Raw genomic sequence first — 19,900 nt, 5'->3', positions numbered from 1 at the left:
AGCGTGCCGCATTCATCTTGTTGTTCCGGAAACCTTCGGCAGCGCTCCGCCGGCGGCGGCGTTGCGGTCCGGGCGGAAGTTGGAGAAGTCCGCGCCGGGGACGTCGCGCACCAGCGCGAGCTCGTCCTCGATCTTGGCGGCTTCCCACTCTTCCGGCCCGACCAGGGGAAGACGGACGCGGGGACTGCCGATCCGCCCCAGCCCGTGCAGGATGTACTTGGCAGAGACCGTCCCGGGGACGTGGGTCATCACGGCGCGCACGAGCGGCTCGAGCTGCATGTGGGCTGCCGTCGCGGCGGCCAGGTCACCTCGGTTGACGGCATCCACGATCGCGCGGTACGGCTGGGCGGCGATGTTCGCCGTGACCCCGATCAGGCCGGTCGCGCCGATGGCCAGGTGCGGCAGGATGTTCGCGTCGTCGCCGGAGAAGTACATCAGGTCGGTTTGATTCAGCACGCGGCTGACCTCGCTGAAGTCGCCCTTGGCGTCCTTGACCGCCAGCACATTGGGGTGCTTGGCGATCCGCAGGATCGTCTCGTACTTGATGGGCACACCGGTGCGACCCGGGATGTCGTACAGGATGACCGGGAGGTCGGTCGCGTCCGCGACCAGGCGGAAGTGCGTGAGGATCCCGGCCTGGGTCGGCTTGTTGTAGTACGGCGTGACGATCATGATGCCGTCCGCGCCCACCTTCTCGCTGGCCTTGTACAGCTCGATCGCATGCGCCGTCTCGTTGGAGCCGCCGCCGGTGATGATCTTCGCGCGGCCGGCGGAGACGTCCTTGCCGACCTCGACCAGCCGGATCTTCTCGGCGTCGGTGAGGGTGGAGGTCTCGCCGGTGGTCCCCGTCACGACGATGCCATCGGCTCCGGCCGTGATGACGTCGTCGATGTGCTTCTCCACGGCGGGCCAGTCCACTTCGCCGTCCGCGGTCATCGGCGTGACCAGCGCGACGAGGACCTGTCCGAAGGGATTGCCCGAGTGCGTCATGTCTCCCAGGCTACCGGTTCGCCGGCCGCGGCCCGGTCGGCGAACGGCGACGCGGCGGCGTCGGGCGCGGCCCGGCTCAGCGGCCTCGGGAGGCGGTGGCCACCACGACGCGGTCGGGGAGGACCCGGGCCAGTGCCACGAGGGCCTTGTACCGGAGCGAAGGCACCGACACCGCTTTGCCCCGGGCCGCATCGCGCAGGCCCGCGCGCACCACCGTCGCGGCATCCAGCCACATCCAGTCCGCGACGCCTTCCCGCCCCGGCGCCAGCCCCATCCGCGCGTGGAAGCGCGTGTGGGTGAATCCCGGGCACAGGGCGGTGACGCTCACCCCGCGCGGCGCATACGTCACGTTCGCCCAGCGGCTGAAGCTGATCAGCCAGCCCTTCACCGCACCATAGGTGGAGCGGGGCGTGAACCCGGCGACGGATGCGACGTTGATGATGCGGCCCCCTCCGCGTGCGATCATCGCCGGCAGAGCGGCGTGCATGAGGTGCATCGGTACGGACACGTGCAGGTCCAGGTGACGCTGCTCGTCGTCGATGTCGTTGGCTTCGAACGCGAGCGGCAGTCCGAACCCGGCGTTGTTGACCAGCAGGTCGACCGGATGCGCCGGGTCGCTGACGCGCGCGCGGACGCGGGCCAGCTGGAGCTCGTCCAGCAGATCCGCCGCGAGCACTTCGCAGCGCACCCGATGTGCGGCGCGCAGTTCGGCGGCCAGCTCCTCCAGCGCCGCGGCGTCGCGGGCGACCAGCACCAGGTCCGCTCCGCGTGCGGCCAGCCGGCGCGCGAACTCGGCCCCCAACCCGGAGCTTGCTCCGGTGATCAGCGCCGTGCGTGTCATGAGCCGAGACTATGCGCTGCGCCGCCGTGCCGCGACGAGCCCGGTCGGCTGCGCCGCGGCGGACCGGCGTGGCCGGTTCAGCGCTGCGCCCGCTGGCGCACGGCGACCGCCGGGTCGAAGCCCCACGGCAGCTCGAGTCCGTGCGCGGCCATCAGCGCGGCATCCCCGAGCAGCTCCGCGGTGGGTCCGTCCGCCACGATCCGCCCGCCGTTGAGGACGACCGAGCGTTGGCACACCTCCAGGGCGAACGGCAGGTCGTGCGTGACGACCAGCACCGTGGAATCCAGGTCGGACAGGGTCGCGGACAACGCGCGGCGGGCCGACGGATCCAGGTTGGAGGTGGGCTCGTCCAGGACGACGACCTCGACGTCCATGGCCAGGATCGTCGCGATCGCCGCGCGCCGTCGTTCACCCAGCGAGAGCCGCTGCGGATAGCGGTGCTCCGCACCGTGCAGCCCGACCTGCGCCAGCGCGATCGCCACCCGACTCTCCAGCTCACCGCCGCGGATGCCGCAATTGGCCGGACCGAACGCCACGTCCTCTCCGACAGTCGGCATGAACAGCTGATCGTCCGGATCCTGGAAGACCAGTCCGACGCGGCGCCGGATCTCGCGGACGTTCTGCCGGGACACCACCGCGCCGGCGATCGAGACCGTCCCGGCGGTGGGCGTCAGCGTGCCGTTCAGGTGCAGCATCAGCGTGGTCTTGCCGGCACCGTTCGGCCCGAGAACGGCGACCCGTTCTGCCGGGGACACGCGAAAGCTGACGCCGGCCAGGACCTCCCGGCCGGACGCGTCACCCGGGTAGGCGAACCGCACGCCGTCGAAGGCGAGTCCGGCCGGATCCGCGCTCATCCCGTGCCGTCGCTGTAGCCGCGGGCCAGCATGGCCAGGTGCACGCGCTCGCCGCGGGCGTGGGCGCGCACGAACAGCGCTCCGACACCGCGGCCGAGCGTGCGCCAGTCGCGCAGACCGCGGTTGGCGAATCCCCGCGACTGGCGGGCGACGCGCATCCGCGCCGACTCCTCCCCGATCACGTCGAGGTAGCGCAGCATGAAGCCGATGATGGCCGTCAGCTGCGCCGGCATCCGCAGCGCCGCCAGGGCGCCGACGATCCGCCGCGGCTCGGTCACCGCGGTGAACGCGACCGCGGCCAGCAGCGTCAAGGTCGCCTTGGCCAGCAGCGCCCAGGCCCCCCACAGCCCTTCCACGGCGAGCGGGACCCCGAGGACCTCCACGCGCGGCCCGGTCGCGATGAAGGGCATGAGCAGGGCGAACACCAGGAACGGGATCTCGATGCTCAGCCGCCGCAGCGCGACCGCGGGGCGCACACGGGCGGCCACGAGCAGCATCGCCACCGCGACGGCATACAGCGCGAACACCGCGAACCATTCCCGCGGCGTGGCCACCACCACCACCGCGAACCCGACCAGCGTCAGCAGCGACGTGCGCGGCGGGACACGGTGCAGCCACGCGGACCGCGGCGTGCCCGTCCGGCCTTCTCCCGAGCGCATCACGGCCGGTCTCGCCGCGACGAGGCGAGCCGGCCGAGCAGCCACGCGAGGCCGAAGGTCAGCGCGCATCCGCAGGCTCCGGCCACCGCAACAGACAGCCACGGCTGGTCGATCGCGGCAACCCCGTAATCCGCCAGGGGGCTGCCGCTGAGCATGCTCTCCCGCGCGGCCGCGTCGAATCCCCCCGTCTCGGCGACGAATTCCAGTCCGTCCGGCTGTGTCGACGCCCAGACGCTGAGCCCGCAGGCGATCAGCAGGGCGACACTCAGGGCTGCGATCGTGAACGCTGTCGTGGAGATGCGGCGTGTCCCGGCCGCGTCCCGGTCACGCCGGCACCTCCCGCACGGGACGACCGGGACTGCGCCGGGATCGCCGCTCATACCGCGTGCCGTACACGAGATCCGGTCGCGTGGCCACGACCGCCGAGACGATCAGGGCGGTGATCGCCGCCTCGCCCAGGCCGATCACGGCGTGCCAGGAGAGCATCCCGGCGAACACCGCTGCCGGCGGGACCGCCACGCTCCCCCCCACGGCGAACAGCCCGGCGAAGACCGCGGCGGCCGCCGGGACCGACGCCCGGGCGCCCACGGCCGCCGCAGCCACCACCGATGCACGCCGCCCCGGCAGGACGAGCATGAGCCCGCGGAACACCCACCAGCCGACGAGGACGGTGACCAGAGCCATCAGCGTGATGTTGGTGCCCAGCGCCGTGATGCCGCCGTCGGCGAAGAGCAGCGCCTGGACGATCAGCACCACGCTGAGGCACAGAACCGCTGTTGCCGGGCCGACCAGGACGGCGGCGAGCGCTCCGCCCATCAGGTGGCCGCTTGTCCCCACCCCGACGGGGAAGTTGATCATCTGCGCCGCGAAGATGACAGTCGCGACGATGCCGACCATCGGCGCCTTGCGGTCGTCCGTCCCCTCGCGGCGGGCCCGGGGCAACGCCAGGGCGATCCCGGCGGCCGCGACCACTCCGGTCCCGATCGAGGTCGGCAGCGTGAGGAATCCGTCGGGAACATGCATCCGAGTCCACTCCGCTCTGTCTGCCGAGATGCGACGGTGTCGCAGTGCCGCCGATGTAGCCCCGCGCTCGGTGCCCTCACCAGGCTCCCGGCGAAGACGGCACGAATCCGTCTTCACCGGACCATGGTCCCTGGTCGGATCGGAATGCGCGGGTCACAATCAACCCGAGGTCGCGTCGGCGCGCATGCGCTGCACGGGAAACCGCGGTCCTCGCAGGACCGGCCATCGTCCATTCGGGGGGCGAAGGGAGTCAGGATGCGAGACATTGCAGGACGACGGGCACTCAACGCGCCCTCGCACGGGTCCGCAGCGGGTCCGCGGCAGGGGATGGCGCAGCTGCGTCTCGGCCATGTCGTGCTGTTCACGACGGTCAACGGCATCTGCCTGCCCGCGGATCTTCGCCGGACTGCGGAGGACGAACGACGCTACACGGTGCTGGTCCACGCCGGCGAGAACGGCACGTCGCACTCCCGTATCGTGTGCGCGGACACCGCGCTGGATGCCCTGATCGGAATGCGTGGAGATCTCCGCGCGGTCGCCGTGCCGGATCGTATGCTTCCGCCGCATTCCATCACGCCCGCTGCTGTCCCGCTCGCCGAGACCGCCTTGGTCCGCGCCTCGCGTGCGGTGGTGGGCGTCCTCTTCTCCATGGCTGCGGTCTCCGCCGGCGGGGACTCGGCGGCGGCAACCGAAGACGTGGTCGTCGCGATGGTCCGCGGCATCCTGCGTGAGCAGCGGCCCGCGATGATCGGCGCCGGGGATGGCGACGAGGTGGAGCATCGGGTGTGGGCGTTGATCGCCGACCGGCATCCGGATCCGGAGTTCGACGTGGGCACGATCGCGCGGGAACTGGCCTTCAGCCGCCGTCAGCTCTACCGGCGGGTGACGGGCGAGGCCGGGGTCGCCGCCCTCATCGCACAGCATCGGCTGTCCACGGCGATGCGGCTGATCGGCGAGGACCCCTCCAAACCGCTCGCGGACGTGGCCTCCTCATCGGGGTTCTCCCGACTGGCCAACATGCGGGCGCTGTTCACCGCGCGACTGGGGATGACGCCCACCACGTATCGCCGCGGCATCCTGGCCTCACGCAGCTAGGGAGCGGCGACGGGGTCACGGCCGGGCGGCGTCGGCGTCCGTCGCGGGCGCGATGCTCGACCCGGCACATCGGGCGCACAGTCCGACCAGCGTGCTCTGCCGCGCGTCCAGCCGGAATCCGGCGCCCTCCAGGACGCGCGGACCCACCCCGTCCAGCGGGTCCGGCGGCAGGACGACGACCTCGCCGCAGCGGAGGCAGTGTCCGTGCAGATGCTCGCGGCCGGCCCCGGTGGCGGCCAGGTGGTAGCGCGCCGCACCTCCGGGCACGTGCCGGTGCGAGACCACGCCGGTCGCCGCCAGCAGCTCCAGCGTGCGGTAGACGGTCGCGCGGTGGACGTCGGTGTCCTCCAGCAGGGCGGCGACCTCGTCGGCGGTCAGGTGCTCCGCGTGGTGGGCCAGCGCCTCCAGCACGGCGCGGCGCGGTGCGGTGACGCGCTCCCCGCGGGCACGCAGCGCGGCGAGCGCCGCGCCGACGGCATCCGGCTCCGCGGCGGCATGCAGCCGTCGGTGGTCCTGCGCTCCGGGATCGGCGGGCATGTGCATCATGCTGGCACCTGGGCGACGGAAGCGCATCGCACTGGCTGTGCCCGCCGAGGCGAGGTCAGCTGCGCTCCAGCCCGCTGACGTAGTACGCCACGATCAGTGCGACCCACGTGGTGAGGATGTATGGCCACGTGTAGGTGTCCGCGCCGAGACGGTGCATCAGCAGCGTGACCACGGCCGTCACCACGATCCAGGGCAGCGAGTACAGCCACGAGGCGGTGCTGCTCTTGAGGAACGTCACCGCGAGCGCTATCGCGGTGAGCACGCCCGAGTAGTTGGCCAGCCCGTTCGCGATCTCGCTCCAGGACTCCCCCATCGCGATCGCGGTCACCGAACCCACGGCACTGCCCATCAGCGCCGCCAGTCCGACCTTCCAGCTCGCGATGAACAGCCCCAGCAGAATGGCCGCACCCGCGAACGGGTTGTCCACGAGCACGACCTGCCAGACGTTGGTCAGGAGGGAGATGAAGAAGGCCGGCACCGGGTCATCCGGCAGATCCGACGGCGCCGCGTCCACGGCGAGCCGCAGCGTGGACAGCGCGATGATCGTCGCGACGATGACGAACGGGGCCGTCGTGTACGGCAGCTGGTACTTCTTCAGCGCCGTCCTGCTGAACAGCGCATCCACCAGCCAGGTGACCGGACCGGTGGCCACGCCGCCCACGAAGGCCAGCACGTACGACCACCAGTGCGCGCCGCCCAGCGCAGCGAAGACCGCCGCGCCGACGAGGGTCCCGCAGAAGGACTGCATGCCCGCCGCGACGCTCGAGGCGGGGTAGCGGACGGCGCGACCTCCGATCATGCCGCCGAGCGCACCGATCAGCGCGAGGATGCCCATCCGCCAGTCCGCGATGAAGAACGCCGCCAGCACGAGCAGTCCGGTGATGATGTTCTGCTGGAAGTAGATCTGCGACGGGCCGTGCAGCAGGCCCAACCCCCACGCGCGCACTTCGGTCGGCTGAGTCGTGGTGCTCATCTGTCCTCCTCGGCTCTGTCCGCGTCACTTGCGGATCGCGGGTGCGCGCAGTCCGGTGAGCAGCTCGTGGACTGCGCCCGTCACCGCCGTGTGCAGCGCCGCGAAGGTCACCGTGTCATCGCCGACGAACCGGAACCAGGCGCCGGCGTCATCCGGCAGCGCGCTCACCCCGAATCGCGCCGATGGATCCCCAGCGGGCGCGACCATCACCGCACTGCTGGCATCCCGCTTCGTCGCCCGGGGCAGATCGCGCCTGGCGCTCCTGATCAGCGGCCTGCTGATGACCGTCGGCGCCGCGCTGCTGTGGGCCACCGAATCGGCGCCGCTGTGGGCGGTGATCGTCCCCTACCTGGTGTTCGGCCTGGGGTTCGGTCTGATCGCCGATCCGATCAGCGTCACCGCGCTGGGCTCACTGCCGCCCGCCCAAGCTGGACTCGCCTCCAGCCTCATCTCCACCAGCAAGCAGTGGGCCAGCTGCTGGGCATCGGGCGGGTCGGTACTCTGCTCGCCACCGCGGCGGGATCCAGCGAAGCGGTGGAGTTCCAGGACATGCGCGGGTGGGTATGGGCGCTGCTGACCGCGTCGGGTGTGGCCATCGTGATTCTGAACGCACGCCCGAATCGGGTCCCTGCCCCGGCCGCAGCGAGCTAGCTCAGCCGGCCACACCGGACCGGTCGGCCTGCCGCGCATCGCCGGCGGCGGCATCCGGATTCGTCATGGATTCCACGGTCCCCGGTGCCACGGCATCCAGCAGGGCCAGCAGCGTCTGGTTCATGCGCAGGATCTGCAGGATCACCGTCCGCTCCGCGTCCGACCCGACCTCCCCTACGGCATCCTCCAGCTCCGCGGGCAGGTGCACGCGGTGCGGCAGGGAGCCGGTCAGCACCCGGCGCACCGCGTCGAAGTTGTCCCCCGTGGCGGCGGCGAGCTCCCGCCAGCGAGGCGCGGCGGCGTCGGGACTGTAGGTGCGCAGCAGGCGGACCAGGTGGCCCTCGTGGTCGAGCAGCGCCCACAGCGAAGTCAGCTGGGCCTGAATGCCGGCCGGCTGCAGCGAACCCGGGTTGCGTCGGATCGGGTGTGCGAGCTTCTCCAGGTCCGCCAGCTGCGCGCCGAGTGCGCGGGTCATGTGGGACAGTTCGGCGGCCGTCGGCGCCTGCGCCCCCTGCAGCCGCCCGAACAGTGCCCGGCCGAGCGCTGAGGCCTGGTCCAGCACGCCCGCCATTCCGTGCAGGACGCGCGTGCGGGTGCGGGTGGGCAGCACCACCGCCGAGACGGCGACCGCCACGAGCGACCCGATCGCCGTCTCGGCGAGGCGCACCTCGACGGTCTCGACGCTGAGGGTGCCCAGCAGGTCGTAGACGGTGGCCAGCAGGAGCGTGGCCCAGAACGCCAGCCACGCGGAGGACACCGCGCGCATGTAGGACATGGCGAACGCGCTGATCAGCAGCAGCGGGATCGCCACAGCCGGGGTGTGATCGGCGACGATGGCCAGGCCGAACGCGATACCGGACGCGGCGATCGTCGCCACGATGCGCATGAACCCCTTCGAACGGGTCTCGGCATCTGATCCGCTCAGCACCTGGAACGCCGGCATCGCCGCCCAGTACTGATGACCGGTGGAGACGAAGCCGCCGAGGAACAAGGCCAGCCCGGTCGAGATCGCCGCCTGCACCGCCTGTTTATCGGCCGCGCGCGCCGCTTCCCTGCCCCCGGGGCTGAGGGCGCCCGGCGGCTGTGCGGGCCGACGGCCGGATGTGCCCGCGCCGGCGCGTGCGCGCCGCGCGTGCGCGACGGCCGTGCCCTCGGGCACCCCGCTGGACGCGTGCGCCGCGGAACGACCCGCCGACGCAGACCGCTGCTCACGCTCAGGCGTCCTCCCGTGCTCGGACTCCTTCGCCTGCGTCAGCCCCTGCTTCTGCGGGTGCGCGTCCTCGGCCGCATCGTCACTCTTCTGCGCTGCCCGCAGGCGATCGATCGCGGTGCGCAGCTCGCCGATCGTCGCGAGGATGGCCCGCGCCGACCGCGGCCAGTCCGGCGGCGGGTCGCTGGGTGTCGCCCGCGGCGCGGGCGGCTTGGCGGGGGCGCCGGGCCGGTACGCCGCGAGTTGCTGCTGCAGATCGAGCAGGTCCGCCGCCAGGCGCGCACGCTCGTCGACGGTGATGGCGAGACTGGCAGTGACCGGAAGCATCGTGACCAGGCTCTGGGCCGCCAGCTGAAGATCGAACACCCGCACGCGGAGGGCGCGGGCGCGGCCGGCGGGGATGCCCGGCGTCGTGTCCGCGTCCAGATGACCGGCCACCGAGCCGGCCGCCTGCACCAGCGCGGACTGCCCGGCGCGCAGCGAGCGGATCAGACGGGCATCCAGCCGACCCGTCGCGACCAGGTCGACGCTCCCGTCGATCAGCGCCGCGACGCGCTCGTAGAGCGCGTCGATCCCGTCGTCGATCTGGCGAACGACGCTGGGCCTGGGGATCAGGCCGACGATCCAGGACGCGAGGACGCCGACTCCCGCCGCGACCAAGACGGCGGTCAGGTCGGACGCGTTCATCCCCAGCAGCGCTGTGACGTAGTACGTGACGAAACCCAGCTGACCCAGTCCGCCGACGGCGGGACCGAAGCGGCGCAGCCACATCGCCAGCGCCGCTACCAGCGCCAGTTCGAAGACCGCCGAGACCGGCGTGCGCGGGATCAGGACGCCGCAGCTGGCCCCCACGATGGCCGGCAGCGCGGCGACGGTGCCGGCCCACCATTTGCCGCCCGCCCTGCCGCCCGCCGTGGCCGGTGCGGAGAAGAGCGAGATGAGCCCGGCGAACGTGGCGGCCGAGGCGGTGTTCAGTCCGGCCAGGCTGGCCAGGGGCACCGCGATCCCCACCGCGACGATCGCGGCGACCAGCGACCGCACGGCGTCGGCCAGACGGACCAGGCCGGGGTCTTTCACCGTGGTGCGGCGCCGGAGCCATCGCCCCAGCGGGTTTCCGGTCGGCGCGGCGGGCGCCTCGGCGGACGCCGTTGGGCCGACCATGACCGGGATCGCGGCAGCGTCCGCCGCGGACAGCGGAATGTCGTCCGGGGTCGTGGCCACCCCGCGATAGATCGGCTGGTAGTCCAGATCACTGCCGACGGCGGTGGTGAAGGCGCGCGCCTCGACCTCGAAGGCCAGCCAGGCGGTGTAGCGGCGGTACATCTCCTCGGAATCGGGCACCGCGCTGCTCTGCGTAAGTTCGGCCATGCGCCGGTTGATCGCGAGGAAGCGCATCACCCACGCATCCGAGCGGGTGTGCGCGTCGGCCGAGTCGAAGGTCGTCATGGCGGTCGAGAACTCGGCGGCGGAGACGGGCGGGCGCGGTGTCGCGCTGCGCAGGCCCAGCATCCGCTGCGTGCGCAGACGGAAGTCCTCGTAGGTTTGGCCGAGCCGCGCGAGGTTCGGCTCCTTCGTCGGGTCGCTGCCGGCGGGCAGCCCCCATTGCAGCGCCCCGATCACTCCCGCCGTCATGTACAGGCTGAACGGCAGGGAGAATTGGTCCCGCCCGCTTTGGAAGTAGTACGCAGCGCGGTTCTGGGCAAGCCCCTCCGCGTAGGCGCTGAGCGCGTCCGAGATGGCCCCCAGCTGGCTGTCCAGTCCGCGGGACGGACCGTCCGGGAAGAACGGCTGCAGCGTCTCGATCGGATCGCCGACGCCGCGACCGATGCGGAAGAAGTTGGCCGAGAGCGCGCGCAAAGACTGGATCACGCCGTAGGCGCTGCCGAGGAAGGTGATGATGATCGACAGCAGCACGATGCTGACCATGGCCTCGATGACCGTGAGCAGCTCCAGCACCGGGACACCCGGGGAGATGTTGTCCACGCCGACCGTGGAGAACTGGCCGGTGCTCAGGTACAGCGCACCCCAGAAGTCGGCCTTCACGCCGGGCGAGATCTGGAACGCGCCGCTGAAGCCCATCGCGCCGAGGTAGATCAGCGCGAAACCGAGCAGGATCCCCAACAGCCACCAGAAGATCGTGGTCAGCAGCAGCACCCCGGTGACCTGGCGCAGCACCAGCGGACGCCATCGACGGTCCACCCGTCGCGTGATCGCGCGCATGACCAGCCATTGGCCGCGGACGATCTTGTCGACGAAGAGACCGCCTTCGTCGTAGTTGAGCACCGCGAGGAACGTGTCCAGGAGCGTCAGCAGCAGCACGATCACCCCGAGCACGATCAACGCCGCGTCCATGCCGGATACCTTAGGAGCCTGGATTTCCCGCGTCGCGAGCCCGCGCCTGGTATGGCACGTATCCGTGGCGGATGCGTCCTCCGATCGCGGTGCGGCCGGTTCCGCGGACGCCCCCCGCTCGGCGATCGGAAGTTGAGGCCCGCCGCGGCGTCCTCGTCGCTGAGGACGCTGCCGAGCTCTCTTGGTGATCTCCCTCGGGTCGTGCCCCAGCGCGGCAGCCCGAGCACTTCCGCTCGGTACCACGATTGATGCCGGCGGACGCGGCGGAGCAACGGGCCATCACCGGCGTTCTGCGGCCCGAGGTCGTGATCCATCATCAGGCGTGGCTCCTGGTCGGGGCTCGAGGCAGACGATGAGAAAGCCCGACGATTATGCCTTGTGGCGCTGACCGGCCAGCGCTCTCGTCAGCCGGAGGACCAGGCGTCACTCTCTATCCGCCGAGACGTCAACGCCCCGGCAACGACCGGAAGCGCTCACCCCAACCGTCCGCATGTACTCGCAATGGGCGATTACACGGACGGTGACCGACTCATCGGCGCACGGGGAAGGTCGATTGCAGACTTCGCAAGCCGACGATGCGCCCGCTCGCCTTCCTGCGAGTGCTGCGGGTGGCACGGTCGGTCAGTTCTGCATGTGGACCTGTTGCTCCTTGATGAGGGGGTAGTCGGCGAGGGTGCTGCCGTCGAGGTCTTCGTTGTGCATGTCGATCCCCGTCACCTGGCTGTTCTCGTACGTCGTGTAGTAGTAGATGCCTTTGTCGGTGTTGCAGCACGAGGAGTAGATGGTGATCTCGAACTTGCCGGGCGATACCTCGACGCATCCTCGCTGTTGAGCGACGGACCCCAGGATCTGGAAGAACTGGCTGATCGATTCGGATTCGGAGTCCCCCGACACGGAGTTCATCTTCGTGAAGGCCGCCTTGACGAACCGTGATGAGGACGAGAGATCTCCGGGGAGGCCGATCGCGCCCATTCCGCGGCTGTACACGTCGAACTCCAGGTCATCGGAGAAGTGCTTCTCCGGCGGGTTCTTCGACAGGTGCATGAAGTTGTTCAGGTTGAAGGACTGGATATCGAACGTGGGGTTGTTCGTGAGGACGCCGATGGGGTTGTCGTACACCTTCAGGCCCTCCTTAACGCTCTCCACCGTGATGGATGCCGTCCGGTCGGAGATGATCCAGTGCAAGGGCGAGAGCGGGAAGGCGTCGCTGAAATCGATCTTCACGAGGTTGAGCGAAGCGAGCGCGGTGCGGACCTCATCGACCGTCTCGAACTGGCCGAGGATCCAGGGGATGAACTCGAACGGAGTGATGTTCGTCTTGCCCTCCGCCTCGGGCTTGTAGTCGGCGTTCTCCGGGAAGTTGAGCCCCGCCATGCTGAGGCCCTTCTCGTTCGTCGCGTCGTAATACAGCGGGCACCCGTCGGCGATGGTCGCCATCCCGATGATCGCGTGGTGCGCCGGGAGCGGAGCAGCCTTGCGGAATTCGAAGGGGAAGTTCCGAGGAGTCACGGACGTCCGTGAACGCTGCGGGGCCAAGGCCAAACGACCCACAATGGACCACGCTGCCTGGCGCGGCCCGGCCCAGGTTCCGCCCGTCTGCGCGGGACGCTCCGCTCCGCGGCGCCGCTCCCGCAGGCTCCCCCACCGGGGGACGTTCGTCCCTGGTACGGGCCGTGCACGAGGCATACGCTCGCCCCGGGTGCACGGCGGCGGACTCATCCTCAACCCGTCGCACCCGAGGCGACCACCTCCTCGTGGCCGCTCGAATACGAGACGGGAGAGGCCATGAACGCATCTCAGGCAAACGACGAGTTGACTCCGCGGTTCGCCCGCCCGGGAGAGTCGACGGTCGCCGCACGCCATGTCATCCCACAGCAGGAGTCACTCCCCGACACCGCGAAGCAGATCGTCGACGACGAGACGATGCTGGACGGCAACTCGCGCCTGAACCTGGCCACCTTCGTGGGGACCTGGATGGATGAGGACGCCAAGCAGGTGTACGAGGCGGCCTTCGACAAGAACATGATCGACAAGGATGAGTATCCTCAGACGGCGGCCATCGAGGACAACTGCTGGCGCATGATCGCGAACCTGTGGAACGCACCGGATGCCTCCCAGAGCATCGGCACCTCGACCATCGGCTCGTCCGAGGCCTGCATGCTCGGCGGCCTCGCGTTCAAGCGGCGCTGGCAGCAGTCCCGCCGCGTCGCCGGGAAGGACACCTCCAAGCCGAACCTGGTGATGTCCTCGGCGGTGCAGGTGTGCTGGGAGAAGTTCTGCAACTACTTCGACGTCGAGCCGCGGTTCGTGCCGATCAGCCTGGAGCACAAGACTCTCGACGGCTACGACCTGGAGAAGTACGTCGATGAGAACACGATCGGTGTCGTGGCGATCTTGGGGGTCACCTACACCGGCATGTACGAGCCGGTCGCCGCGATCGCGGAAGCACTGGACGAGATCCAGGCGAAGACCGGGCTCGATATCCCGATCCACGTCGACGGGGCCTCCGGCGCGATGATCGCTCCCTTCCTGCAGCCCGACCTCGTGTGGGACTTCCGCCTGGAGCGGGTGCACTCCATCAGCACGTCCGGGCACAAGTACGGGCTCGTCTACCCCGGTCTCGGCTGGGTGGTGTGGCGTCACACGCAGTGGCTGCCTGAGGACCTGGTCTTCCAGGTCAGCTACCTCGGCGGGGAGATGCCCACCTTCGCACTCAACTTCTCCCGCCCTGGCGCACAGGTGCTCCTGCAGTACTACATGTTCCTCCGCCTCGGCTTCGAGGGGTACCGCGCGGTGCAGCAGGCATCGCAGGACGTCGCGAAATATCTCGCCAAGGGCATCGCGAAGATCGGTGCCTTCGAGCTGTGGAACGACGGCAGCGACATCCCCGTGTTCGCCTGGTACCTGAAAGACGGGCACACAAAGAACTGGAATCTCTATCATCTGCAGGATCGGCTGCGCATGAAGGGCTGGCTCGTGCCGGCGTATCCCATGCCGGATGACCTGAGTGACCTGACCGTGCAGCGCATCGTCGTCCGCAACGGGCTGAGCATGGATCTGGCAGCCGAACTGCTCGAGAGCATCGAGACCGAGACCGCATACCTCGACGCGCTCGAATCCGCGATGCCCGTCGAGGGCCAGCACCCCGCCTTCCACCACTGAGGCAACGACATGTCAAACACATCGAAGAAGACATCGGATGCCGCGGCGCAGGCCGACTCAAATCATCCCCTCGCCCCGCGCAGCGCCGTCGTCAACTATCTGGGCGTCGGCCAACTGGCGCTGCTGACGCTCGTGGTGGTGGCGAGTCTCCGCTCGCTCCCCGCAATGGCCGTGTACGGACTCGGCAGCGTCACCCTTTACATCATCCCCGCCGTCCTGTTCCTCATCCCGACGGCGCTGGTGGCCGCCGAGCTGGCCACCGGGTGGAAGGGCGGCGTCTATGTCTGGGTGCGGGAGGCATTCGGCAACCGCTGGGGTTTCACCGCGGTCTGGCTCCAATGGATCCAGAACGTCGTCTGGTATCCGACGCAGATCGCCTTCATCGCCGCGGCGCTGGCCTTCGTCTTCCTGGACCCGTCGCTATCGGACTCCGGGCTGTTCACCGCGATCGTGATCCTGGTGCTCTACTGGGGGTCGACGCTCGTCACGCTGCGGGGCGGCAACCTGTTCGCCAAGCTCGGCTCCTGGGGCGGCATCCTGGGCACCCTGCTGCCCGCCGTGCTGCTGATTGTGTTCGGCTTCATCTGGCTCGGCACCGGGCAGAAGAGCGAAGTGCCGCTGGATGCGGCGGCGGTCATCCCGCCGTTCACCGGCATCGCCTCCATCGTGCTGATCGTCTCCAACGTGCTCGCATACGCGGGCATGGAGGTGAACGCCGTCCACGTGAACCAGATGAAGGATCCCGGGAAGGGGTATCCCAAGTCCGTGCTCCTGGCCTCGATCCTGATCCTGCTGGTGTTCATCCTGCCGACGATCGCGATCTCGATCGCCGTCCCGGAAAAGGAGCTGGGGCTCACCAACGGCATCATGCTCGCGTTCCAGGCGTACTTCGACAAGTGGGATCTCGGGTGGGGAACCGCCGTGGTCTCTGCACTGATCGCCGCAGGAGCGCTCGCTTCCGTCATCACATGGATCGCAGGTCCTTCCAAGGGCCTGTTGGCTGCTGCGGAGACGGGGCTGCTGCCGCCGGCCCTGCAGAAGCGCAACAAGGCGGGGGTCCAGTCCGGCATCCTGATGCTGCAGGGGACGATCGTGACGATCCTCGCGGCGATCTTCGTCGTCGTGCCGAACGTGAGCTCCGCGTTCGTCGCCCTCGTCGATATGGCCGCGGCGATCTATCTGATCATGTACATGCTCATGTTCGCCGCAGCCATCGCGCTGCGCCGGAAGGAGCCGAACGTGAAGCGCACCTATCGGGTGCCGGCGATGAACCTCGTGGCCGGCGTCGGCTTCGTCGGCTGCCTCGCGGCGTTCGTGCTCGCCTTCATCCCGCCCCAGGGGTTCACAGCATTCTCCCCCACGGTATATCCATGGATCGTGGGGGTCGTTATCGTGGTGCTCGGCGCTCCGCCACTCGTGTTCTACGCCCTGCGCCGCCCCGGATGGGATCGGCGCAGCGAAGCAGACAAGGCCCTGCACGGCACCCACGACGAGGACGAGGCCCAGGAGGCCGCGCCGTCAGGCCCCACCGCCACGACGGCGCGCCCGCCGACGAGCAGATCCGCTCCTCGGAAGCCGAGCAACTCGACACAGCCGCCGGACTCCGATACGTGAGCCCGCGAAAATCTGGGGACCCCGTCCTTCGGGTCACCTTCCCTCATCGTCCGGCATCGCGTGATTCGACGAGGTTTCGCGGTCGCATCCAATGACACTCACCAATGCTCGCAGAGGTCCAACCAAACGCAATTGAGAGGCACCCCAAACTCCACTCGACGCGCCAGCAACCGCACGTGGACTCGACCGCTACCTCCGTCGAGACCAACAGCGGCCTGATCGCTAGCGCTGATCAGCAGGCCCCGAGGCCGCCGCACCAGAGCTTCGACCCACGACGACGCATGCTGCCGCGGGACTACCACAAGCGGGGTACTGTCTGCGGGCGCAACCCATCACCAACCGCGTCACCGGGGACGTCCCGCGCTCACTCCCTCTCCGACGAGCACGGAGTGCGAGATCACTGTTCCGGGGCAGTGTGTTCTGCCGACAACGCGGCGGCGATCAGCGCGGTGACATCGAAAGGTTGAGTGGGAGGCAGTTGGAGATCGGCGGGGCCGATCTCGCGGCGGCCCGCCCACGGTGGACCGCTATGAGATTTCGTCATTTCGTACTCCTTCATCGAAAGGGCGAGGGTGAGCCAGGCGTTGAATCACCGGCTCGCGCCCCGGGTGGCAACCGTCCTTGACGGGGTCGGGCACCGCTAGGGGCCTTCGTCCTTCGGGCCGCGACGGGACCTACGGCTCTGTGAAGCGGCCGGCGCCTGCTTCAGAGTGGTTCCGAACCAACATGAAAGGCAGATGAATGACTGATCGAAATTACGAGCTCCTGGTCGCCTCTTACGACGATGAGCAGTCGGCGCAAGAAGACTTCTCATCCATCAAGTCGCTGGACGACGTCAGGCTCGTGGCGGCGGTCGTTCTGTCCCGCGACACCGATGGCAACGTCCACGTGAAAGAGCACGGCGGGAAGTTCGTTGCGAAAGGAACAGCGATCGGCGTCGTTGCCGGCCTGGTGATCGGACTCTTCGCCCCGCCGCTGCTTCTCGTCACCGGTGTCGTCGGCCTCGGCGCCGGTGCCGGAATCGGCGAGATCGTGAAACGACACGAAGAGAAGTCCATCGGCGTCGACGCCGAGGAATGGCTTGTCCCCGGCTCCTCAGCGATAGTCGCCGTGGTGGACGAGGAGGCTCTCGACCGAATCGACAAGGCCCTGGAGCGCGCCACGAAGCGAATCAACAAGGCCATCGAAAAGGGCGACTACGACGCCGTCATCAAAGCCATCAACAAGGGTGACGAGAAGATCGCCGAAGCCGTCAGCGCGTGACCCTCACCGCAGGCCGGAACCCCATCCTCCGGCTTGCGGACAGGTCATCACAGTACTTGCGCATTGTACTGAGCACAGAACGATTCGTGCTCGCTGCCCCCTCAATGCAGAGGCCGGCGTGAGGGGCCCTAAACGACTTGCAGTTCCACGCGGCCTCGATCGCTGCCCGGGTGCTGTGACGGCTGCTTGGCAGCCGCGGTGCCACGGCAGCGGACGAAGGGCTCCACGCCGTTGGCGCTGACGTGCGGCCGCGAAGTATGCGTTTCCCGATTCTGATCGGGCGCTCCACATGCCTTGGGAGGCCGCATGGACACGGTCCTCGACTTTCTTGGCACATTCTTCTTCGCAATATCAGGTTCGCTGCTGGCCGCGCACAGGGGATTCGACATCGTGGGGTCAGTTCTCCTGGGTTTGCTGACCGGACTCGGGGGCGGAGTAATCCGTGACCTCATACTCGGAGTTACCCCCGCGGCCTTCTCACAGCCGGTATACCTGCTCGCGCCTCTCGCCGCGGCAGCGCTCGTCTTCTTCCTCTACACCGTCGTCGAACGGTTGCCGCGCACCCTGCTCATTTTCGATGCAGCAGGGCTTGGCCTGTTCTGCACCACTGGGGCAGCAAAAGCTCTCGAGCTGGGCATGAATCCGGTCGCAGCGGCCCTTCTGGGAGTAGCGACAGGGGTAGGTGGCGGCCTCCTTCGTGACGTCGTCGCTAACCGCGATCCCGAGCTGTTCGATCCGAACGACATCTATGCGGTCCCGGCGATGATGGGCGCCGCGCTGGTCGCAGCAGCCTGGATGGTGGGCTGGTACGACCCGCTGATTCAGCTCGCTGTCGGTGTGTTCGTATTCGCATTCAGGTTGGCATCACTTCGTTTCCACTGGCACGTTCCGCACGCGGTCGCCCGCTGGGGCCACCGCAGCTAGCGCGTGTTGCTAAACCGCTCCGGGGGCTCGCGGGAGAGTCGTGTCGTGTGAGTGATTTGGGATGAGGCGTGGGCTGTGATCGGTCCCTTGTCCCGAAGGTGAAGACGACCGGTCGGCCTCCCGACGTGGCTTGCCGCGTTCTCACTGACAGAACGGCCATTATCGGAAAACACCCCAGGTCAGCGGAGGAAACAGTTCGCCGCGTCTCGTGAGGAAGTTGACCACCCGGCCGCCGCACGGCAGGTGTGGATGCAGTAGCGCTACTCAGCGCCCGTCGCTGAGTCCGCCGCTGAGGCGCCCGTGGAACTGGGTGGTGGCGTCGTTCATGCCCTCGAGGGTGACGGTCTTGCGGAGGTTCTCGTACTTGGTCTGGATTGCGTCAAGGGCGGCGACGGTGGAGGCGTCCCAGATGTGTGAGCGGGACATGTCGATGGTGACCTGGTTCGGGTCGTGGGTGTATTCGAATTGGGTGGTCAGGTCGTTGCTGGATGCGAAGAACAGCTCCCCATCGACGGTGTAGCGGGCGGCCTGCCGCTGTGCGAAGATAGGCAGGTGCCGACATGCTCGGTACTCGGCGGTGGGGCTCGCCAGACACAACCGCGATGATCGCCAACAGTCCCTATCTCGTTCACTAGAGCGGATAGGACACCTATGCCCACCGGACCCCTCGACCCGGATACCGAGAACATCTCCACCCCCGGAGCGGCGATGCTGCCCTGGAGACACGTCGCCCTGGTCGCAGCCGGCGGAACGATCGGCACCGCCGCGCGGGCGCTGATCGCCGCGACTATTCCTGATCCGGCCGACTACCCACTCGGTATCTTCCTCATCAACGTGGCAGGGGCGTTCGCGCTCGGCCTCGTCGTCCAGTTCCTTGCATCCCGCGGACCCGACGAGGGGCACCGCCGCCTCACCCGCCTCGCGGTCGGAACCGGCCTCATCGGGGGCTTCACGACCTACAGCACCGTGACCGTCGATCTCGCGCAGCTCACCGTCTCGAGCCCCATGATGGCCGCGGCGTACTTCGCGGGGACGCTCGTCGTTGGGAGCGCGGCCTCGTACGTCGGCATCATCGCTGGTGCCCGCCTAGGAAGGGGTGCACGGTGAGCCCGCTCGTCCTCCTAGCTGTGGCGGCAGCGGGCGGGATCGGTTCGGCGCTGCGCTTCGTCCTAGACAGCCAGGTGAGCCAGCGCGCGCGGATAGCGTTCCCAGTAGGGACCAACATCATCAACGCGACCGGATCGCTTGCACTGGGCGTCGTCACCGGCCTCGTTGCAGCTCACACCGTTCCTGGCCCAGTCGGCTTGATCGTCGGCACAGGCTTGATCGGCGGATACACCACGTTCAGTACGGCAAGCCTCGAAACAGTCCGGCTCCTGATAGACGGTCGACTCCGGGCGGCCGCACTCAACGGAATAGCGTTGCTTGCCGTGAACGCACTGCTTGCCGGGTGCGGGATACTGCTCGGGCTTCTCCCGGCGGCTTAGGCGCGTCCCGGTGTCTCCGGTGTGCGCGAAGCCAGCGCGGTCAGCAGGAAGCCGAGGATGAACGCGCCGCAGAGGTTGACGATCAGCACGGCCCACGGCACACCGCCGTCGGCGGGAAGGGCCAGCGAGAGCCCTTACCTGCCCGCGGTGCCGATCGCACCGCCCAGCAGCACGTAGAGGATCAGGCGCGGCTGCGCGAACGCCGGCTTGGGGTTCTGGCGGGTGCTGTCGCGCCCGTGTTCTACGACGGTCATCG

The 19,900-nt window shown here is 68.8% G+C and carries 22 protein-coding genes and 1 pseudogene; 8 read left to right on the top strand and 15 right to left on the bottom strand.

From position 1 onward, the window contains the following. Nucleotides 1-12 precede the first annotated feature (12 nt). From dapA to NQ152_RS15085, 6 genes are all read right to left on the bottom strand, one after another. On the bottom strand, nt 13-990 hold the full coding sequence (gene dapA, locus NQ152_RS15110; protein ID WP_257502697.1) for a 4-hydroxy-tetrahydrodipicolinate synthase: 978 nt from the start codon (nt 988-990) through the stop codon (nt 13-15). A gap of 76 nt (nt 991-1,066) precedes the next feature. Then, on the bottom strand, nt 1,067-1,831 hold the full coding sequence (locus NQ152_RS15105; protein ID WP_257524565.1) for an SDR family oxidoreductase: 765 nt from the start codon (nt 1,829-1,831) through the stop codon (nt 1,067-1,069). A gap of 77 nt (nt 1,832-1,908) precedes the next feature. Continuing rightward, entirely contained in the window at nt 1,909-2,685 is a 777-nt protein-coding gene (locus NQ152_RS15100; protein WP_257524564.1) for an energy-coupling factor ABC transporter ATP-binding protein, read from the bottom strand. Beyond that, nucleotides 2,682-3,344 (bottom strand): cobalt ECF transporter T component CbiQ, encoded by a 663-nt coding sequence (gene cbiQ / locus NQ152_RS15095; RefSeq protein ID WP_257524563.1) that lies wholly within the window; start codon nt 3,342-3,344, stop codon nt 2,682-2,684. The genes NQ152_RS15100 and cbiQ overlap by 4 nt, the downstream gene beginning before the upstream one ends. Continuing rightward, nucleotides 3,344-3,724 (bottom strand): PDGLE domain-containing protein, encoded by a 381-nt coding sequence (locus NQ152_RS15090; protein WP_257524562.1) that lies wholly within the window; start codon nt 3,722-3,724, stop codon nt 3,344-3,346. The genes cbiQ and NQ152_RS15090 overlap by 1 nt, the downstream gene beginning before the upstream one ends. Next, complete coding sequence (locus NQ152_RS15085; RefSeq protein WP_257502701.1) at nt 3,669-4,367, bottom strand: energy-coupling factor ABC transporter permease; 699 nt, start codon at nt 4,365-4,367, stop codon at nt 3,669-3,671. The genes NQ152_RS15090 and NQ152_RS15085 overlap by 56 nt, the downstream gene beginning before the upstream one ends. A 255-nt stretch (nt 4,368-4,622) precedes the next feature. Here NQ152_RS15085 and NQ152_RS15080 point away from each other — a divergent pair, with 255 nt between their 5' ends. Next, on the top strand, nt 4,623-5,462 hold the full coding sequence (locus NQ152_RS15080; protein ID WP_257524560.1) for an AraC family transcriptional regulator: 840 nt from the start codon (nt 4,623-4,625) through the stop codon (nt 5,460-5,462). Between the two features lie 15 nt (nt 5,463-5,477). Here NQ152_RS15080 and NQ152_RS15075 read toward each other — a convergent pair whose 3' ends face one another. From NQ152_RS15075 to NQ152_RS15065, 3 genes are all read right to left on the bottom strand, one after another. Continuing rightward, nucleotides 5,478-5,999 (bottom strand): Fur family transcriptional regulator, encoded by a 522-nt coding sequence (locus NQ152_RS15075; protein WP_257502703.1) that lies wholly within the window; start codon nt 5,997-5,999, stop codon nt 5,478-5,480. Between the two features lie 64 nt (nt 6,000-6,063). Then, nucleotides 6,064-6,981 (bottom strand): urea transporter, encoded by a 918-nt coding sequence (locus tag NQ152_RS15070; RefSeq protein ID WP_257524559.1) that lies wholly within the window; start codon nt 6,979-6,981, stop codon nt 6,064-6,066. 24 nt (nt 6,982-7,005) lie between these two features. Further along, on the bottom strand, nt 7,006-7,188 hold the full coding sequence (locus NQ152_RS15065; protein ID WP_257502705.1) for a hypothetical protein: 183 nt from the start codon (nt 7,186-7,188) through the stop codon (nt 7,006-7,008). A gap of 258 nt (nt 7,189-7,446) precedes the next feature. Here NQ152_RS15065 and NQ152_RS15060 point away from each other — a divergent pair, with 258 nt between their 5' ends. After that, the gene (locus NQ152_RS15060; RefSeq protein ID WP_257524558.1) at nt 7,447-7,632 is read left to right on the top strand and encodes a hypothetical protein; all 186 of its coding nucleotides are present in this window, start codon (nt 7,447-7,449) and stop codon (nt 7,630-7,632) included. 1 nt (nt 7,633) lies between these two features. Here the strand turns inward: NQ152_RS15060 and NQ152_RS15055 are convergent, their stop codons facing one another. The 3 genes from NQ152_RS15055 to bsh form a co-directional block, all read right to left on the bottom strand. After that, nucleotides 7,634-11,194 (bottom strand): FUSC family protein, encoded by a 3,561-nt coding sequence (locus NQ152_RS15055; RefSeq protein ID WP_257502707.1) that lies wholly within the window; start codon nt 11,192-11,194, stop codon nt 7,634-7,636. Next, nucleotides 11,179-11,508 carry a hypothetical protein gene (locus tag NQ152_RS17390; protein ID WP_374113599.1) on the bottom strand — a complete coding sequence of 110 codons (330 nt, stop codon included), beginning with the start codon at nt 11,506-11,508 and terminating at the stop codon, nt 11,179-11,181. The genes NQ152_RS15055 and NQ152_RS17390 overlap by 16 nt, the downstream gene beginning before the upstream one ends. 307 nt (nt 11,509-11,815) lie before the next feature. Then, a complete protein-coding gene (bsh, locus tag NQ152_RS15050) occupies nt 11,816-12,703 on the bottom strand; it encodes a choloylglycine hydrolase (RefSeq protein WP_308209161.1) in 888 nt (295 codons plus the stop codon). Between the two features lie 276 nt (nt 12,704-12,979). Between bsh and NQ152_RS15045 the strand changes: the two genes are divergently transcribed. Beyond that, nucleotides 12,980-14,356: a glutamate decarboxylase gene (locus NQ152_RS15045; protein ID WP_257502709.1), complete on the top strand. Its 1,377-nt coding sequence runs from the start codon at nt 12,980-12,982 to the stop codon at nt 14,354-14,356. A gap of 9 nt (nt 14,357-14,365) precedes the next feature. Continuing rightward, nucleotides 14,366-15,970, top strand: coding sequence for an amino acid permease (locus NQ152_RS15040; protein ID WP_257502710.1), 1,605 nt, complete (start codon nt 14,366-14,368; stop codon nt 15,968-15,970). A gap of 397 nt (nt 15,971-16,367) precedes the next feature. Here NQ152_RS15040 and NQ152_RS15035 read toward each other — a convergent pair whose 3' ends face one another. After that, nucleotides 16,368-16,529, bottom strand: coding sequence for a hypothetical protein (locus tag NQ152_RS15035; protein WP_257524557.1), 162 nt, complete (start codon nt 16,527-16,529; stop codon nt 16,368-16,370). Between the two features lie 182 nt (nt 16,530-16,711). Between NQ152_RS15035 and NQ152_RS15030 the strand changes: the two genes are divergently transcribed. Next, nucleotides 16,712-17,233 carry a DUF1269 domain-containing protein gene (locus NQ152_RS15030; RefSeq protein ID WP_257502712.1) on the top strand — a complete coding sequence of 174 codons (522 nt, stop codon included), beginning with the start codon at nt 16,712-16,714 and terminating at the stop codon, nt 17,231-17,233. A 306-nt stretch (nt 17,234-17,539) separates the two neighbouring features. After that, nucleotides 17,540-18,157: a trimeric intracellular cation channel family protein gene (locus NQ152_RS15025; protein ID WP_257502713.1), complete on the top strand. Its 618-nt coding sequence runs from the start codon at nt 17,540-17,542 to the stop codon at nt 18,155-18,157. A 264-nt stretch (nt 18,158-18,421) separates the two neighbouring features. Here the strand turns inward: NQ152_RS15025 and NQ152_RS15020 are convergent. Next, nucleotides 18,422-18,688: pseudogene (locus NQ152_RS15020) on the bottom strand (STAS domain-containing protein); the annotation flags it as partial. A 120-nt stretch (nt 18,689-18,808) separates the two neighbouring features. Between NQ152_RS15020 and NQ152_RS15015 the strand changes: the two are divergent. Beyond that, nucleotides 18,809-19,264, top strand: a complete 456-nt coding sequence (locus tag NQ152_RS15015) for a CrcB family protein (protein WP_257502714.1) — start codon at nt 18,809-18,811, stop codon at nt 19,262-19,264. After that, nucleotides 19,261-19,644: a CrcB family protein gene (locus NQ152_RS15010; protein ID WP_257502715.1), complete on the top strand. Its 384-nt coding sequence runs from the start codon at nt 19,261-19,263 to the stop codon at nt 19,642-19,644. Before NQ152_RS15015 ends, NQ152_RS15010 begins: the two co-directional genes overlap by 4 nt. On the opposite strand, the gene NQ152_RS15005 is transcribed toward NQ152_RS15010, so the two are convergent. Then, the gene (locus NQ152_RS15005; RefSeq protein ID WP_257524556.1) at nt 19,641-19,745 is read right to left on the bottom strand and encodes a CrcB family protein; all 105 of its coding nucleotides are present in this window, start codon (nt 19,743-19,745) and stop codon (nt 19,641-19,643) included. The genes NQ152_RS15010 and NQ152_RS15005 overlap by 4 nt on opposite strands. Nucleotides 19,746-19,900: the final 155 nt, after the last annotated feature.

Origin of the sequence: Microbacterium sp. zg.B48 (assembly GCF_024623505.1) — a bacterium.
GTDB lineage: Bacteria > Actinomycetota > Actinomycetes > Actinomycetales > Microbacteriaceae > Microbacterium.
The sequence above is the reverse complement of the archived record's forward strand: the minus strand, read 5'-3'. Positions and strand labels throughout refer to the sequence as shown.

What these genes read in the sequence shown, in the direction of transcription:
- NQ152_RS15030 (WP_257502712.1), top strand. Translation starts at nt 16,712, where the DNA reads ATGACTGATCGAAATTACGAGCTCCTGGTCGCCTCTTACGACGATGAG.
- dapA (WP_257502697.1), bottom strand. Translation starts at nt 990, where the DNA reads ATGACGCACTCGGGCAATCCCTTCGGACAGGTCCTCGTCGCGCTGGTC.
- NQ152_RS15035 (WP_257524557.1), bottom strand. Translation starts at nt 16,529, where the DNA reads ATGAAGGAGTACGAAATGACGAAATCTCATAGCGGTCCACCGTGGGCG.
- NQ152_RS15040 (WP_257502710.1), top strand. Translation starts at nt 14,366, where the DNA reads ATGTCAAACACATCGAAGAAGACATCGGATGCCGCGGCGCAGGCCGAC.
- NQ152_RS15090 (WP_257524562.1), bottom strand. Translation starts at nt 3,724, where the DNA reads ATGAGCGGCGATCCCGGCGCAGTCCCGGTCGTCCCGTGCGGGAGGTGC.
- NQ152_RS17390 (WP_374113599.1), bottom strand. Translation starts at nt 11,508, where the DNA reads ATGGATCACGACCTCGGGCCGCAGAACGCCGGTGATGGCCCGTTGCTC.
- NQ152_RS15105 (WP_257524565.1), bottom strand. Translation starts at nt 1,831, where the DNA reads ATGACACGCACGGCGCTGATCACCGGAGCAAGCTCCGGGTTGGGGGCC.
- NQ152_RS15015 (WP_257502714.1), top strand. Translation starts at nt 18,809, where the DNA reads ATGCCCACCGGACCCCTCGACCCGGATACCGAGAACATCTCCACCCCC.
- NQ152_RS15070 (WP_257524559.1), bottom strand. Translation starts at nt 6,981, where the DNA reads ATGAGCACCACGACTCAGCCGACCGAAGTGCGCGCGTGGGGGTTGGGC.
- NQ152_RS15100 (WP_257524564.1), bottom strand. Translation starts at nt 2,685, where the DNA reads ATGAGCGCGGATCCGGCCGGACTCGCCTTCGACGGCGTGCGGTTCGCC.
- NQ152_RS15085 (WP_257502701.1), bottom strand. Translation starts at nt 4,367, where the DNA reads ATGCATGTTCCCGACGGATTCCTCACGCTGCCGACCTCGATCGGGACC.
- NQ152_RS15025 (WP_257502713.1), top strand. Translation starts at nt 17,540, where the DNA reads ATGGACACGGTCCTCGACTTTCTTGGCACATTCTTCTTCGCAATATCA.
- NQ152_RS15045 (WP_257502709.1), top strand. Translation starts at nt 12,980, where the DNA reads ATGAACGCATCTCAGGCAAACGACGAGTTGACTCCGCGGTTCGCCCGC.
- cbiQ (WP_257524563.1), bottom strand. Translation starts at nt 3,344, where the DNA reads ATGCGCTCGGGAGAAGGCCGGACGGGCACGCCGCGGTCCGCGTGGCTG.
- NQ152_RS15080 (WP_257524560.1), top strand. Translation starts at nt 4,623, where the DNA reads ATGCGAGACATTGCAGGACGACGGGCACTCAACGCGCCCTCGCACGGG.
- NQ152_RS15075 (WP_257502703.1), bottom strand. Translation starts at nt 5,999, where the DNA reads ATGCCCGCCGATCCCGGAGCGCAGGACCACCGACGGCTGCATGCCGCC.
- NQ152_RS15055 (WP_257502707.1), bottom strand. Translation starts at nt 11,194, where the DNA reads ATGGACGCGGCGTTGATCGTGCTCGGGGTGATCGTGCTGCTGCTGACG.
- NQ152_RS15065 (WP_257502705.1), bottom strand. Translation starts at nt 7,188, where the DNA reads ATGGTCGCGCCCGCTGGGGATCCATCGGCGCGATTCGGGGTGAGCGCG.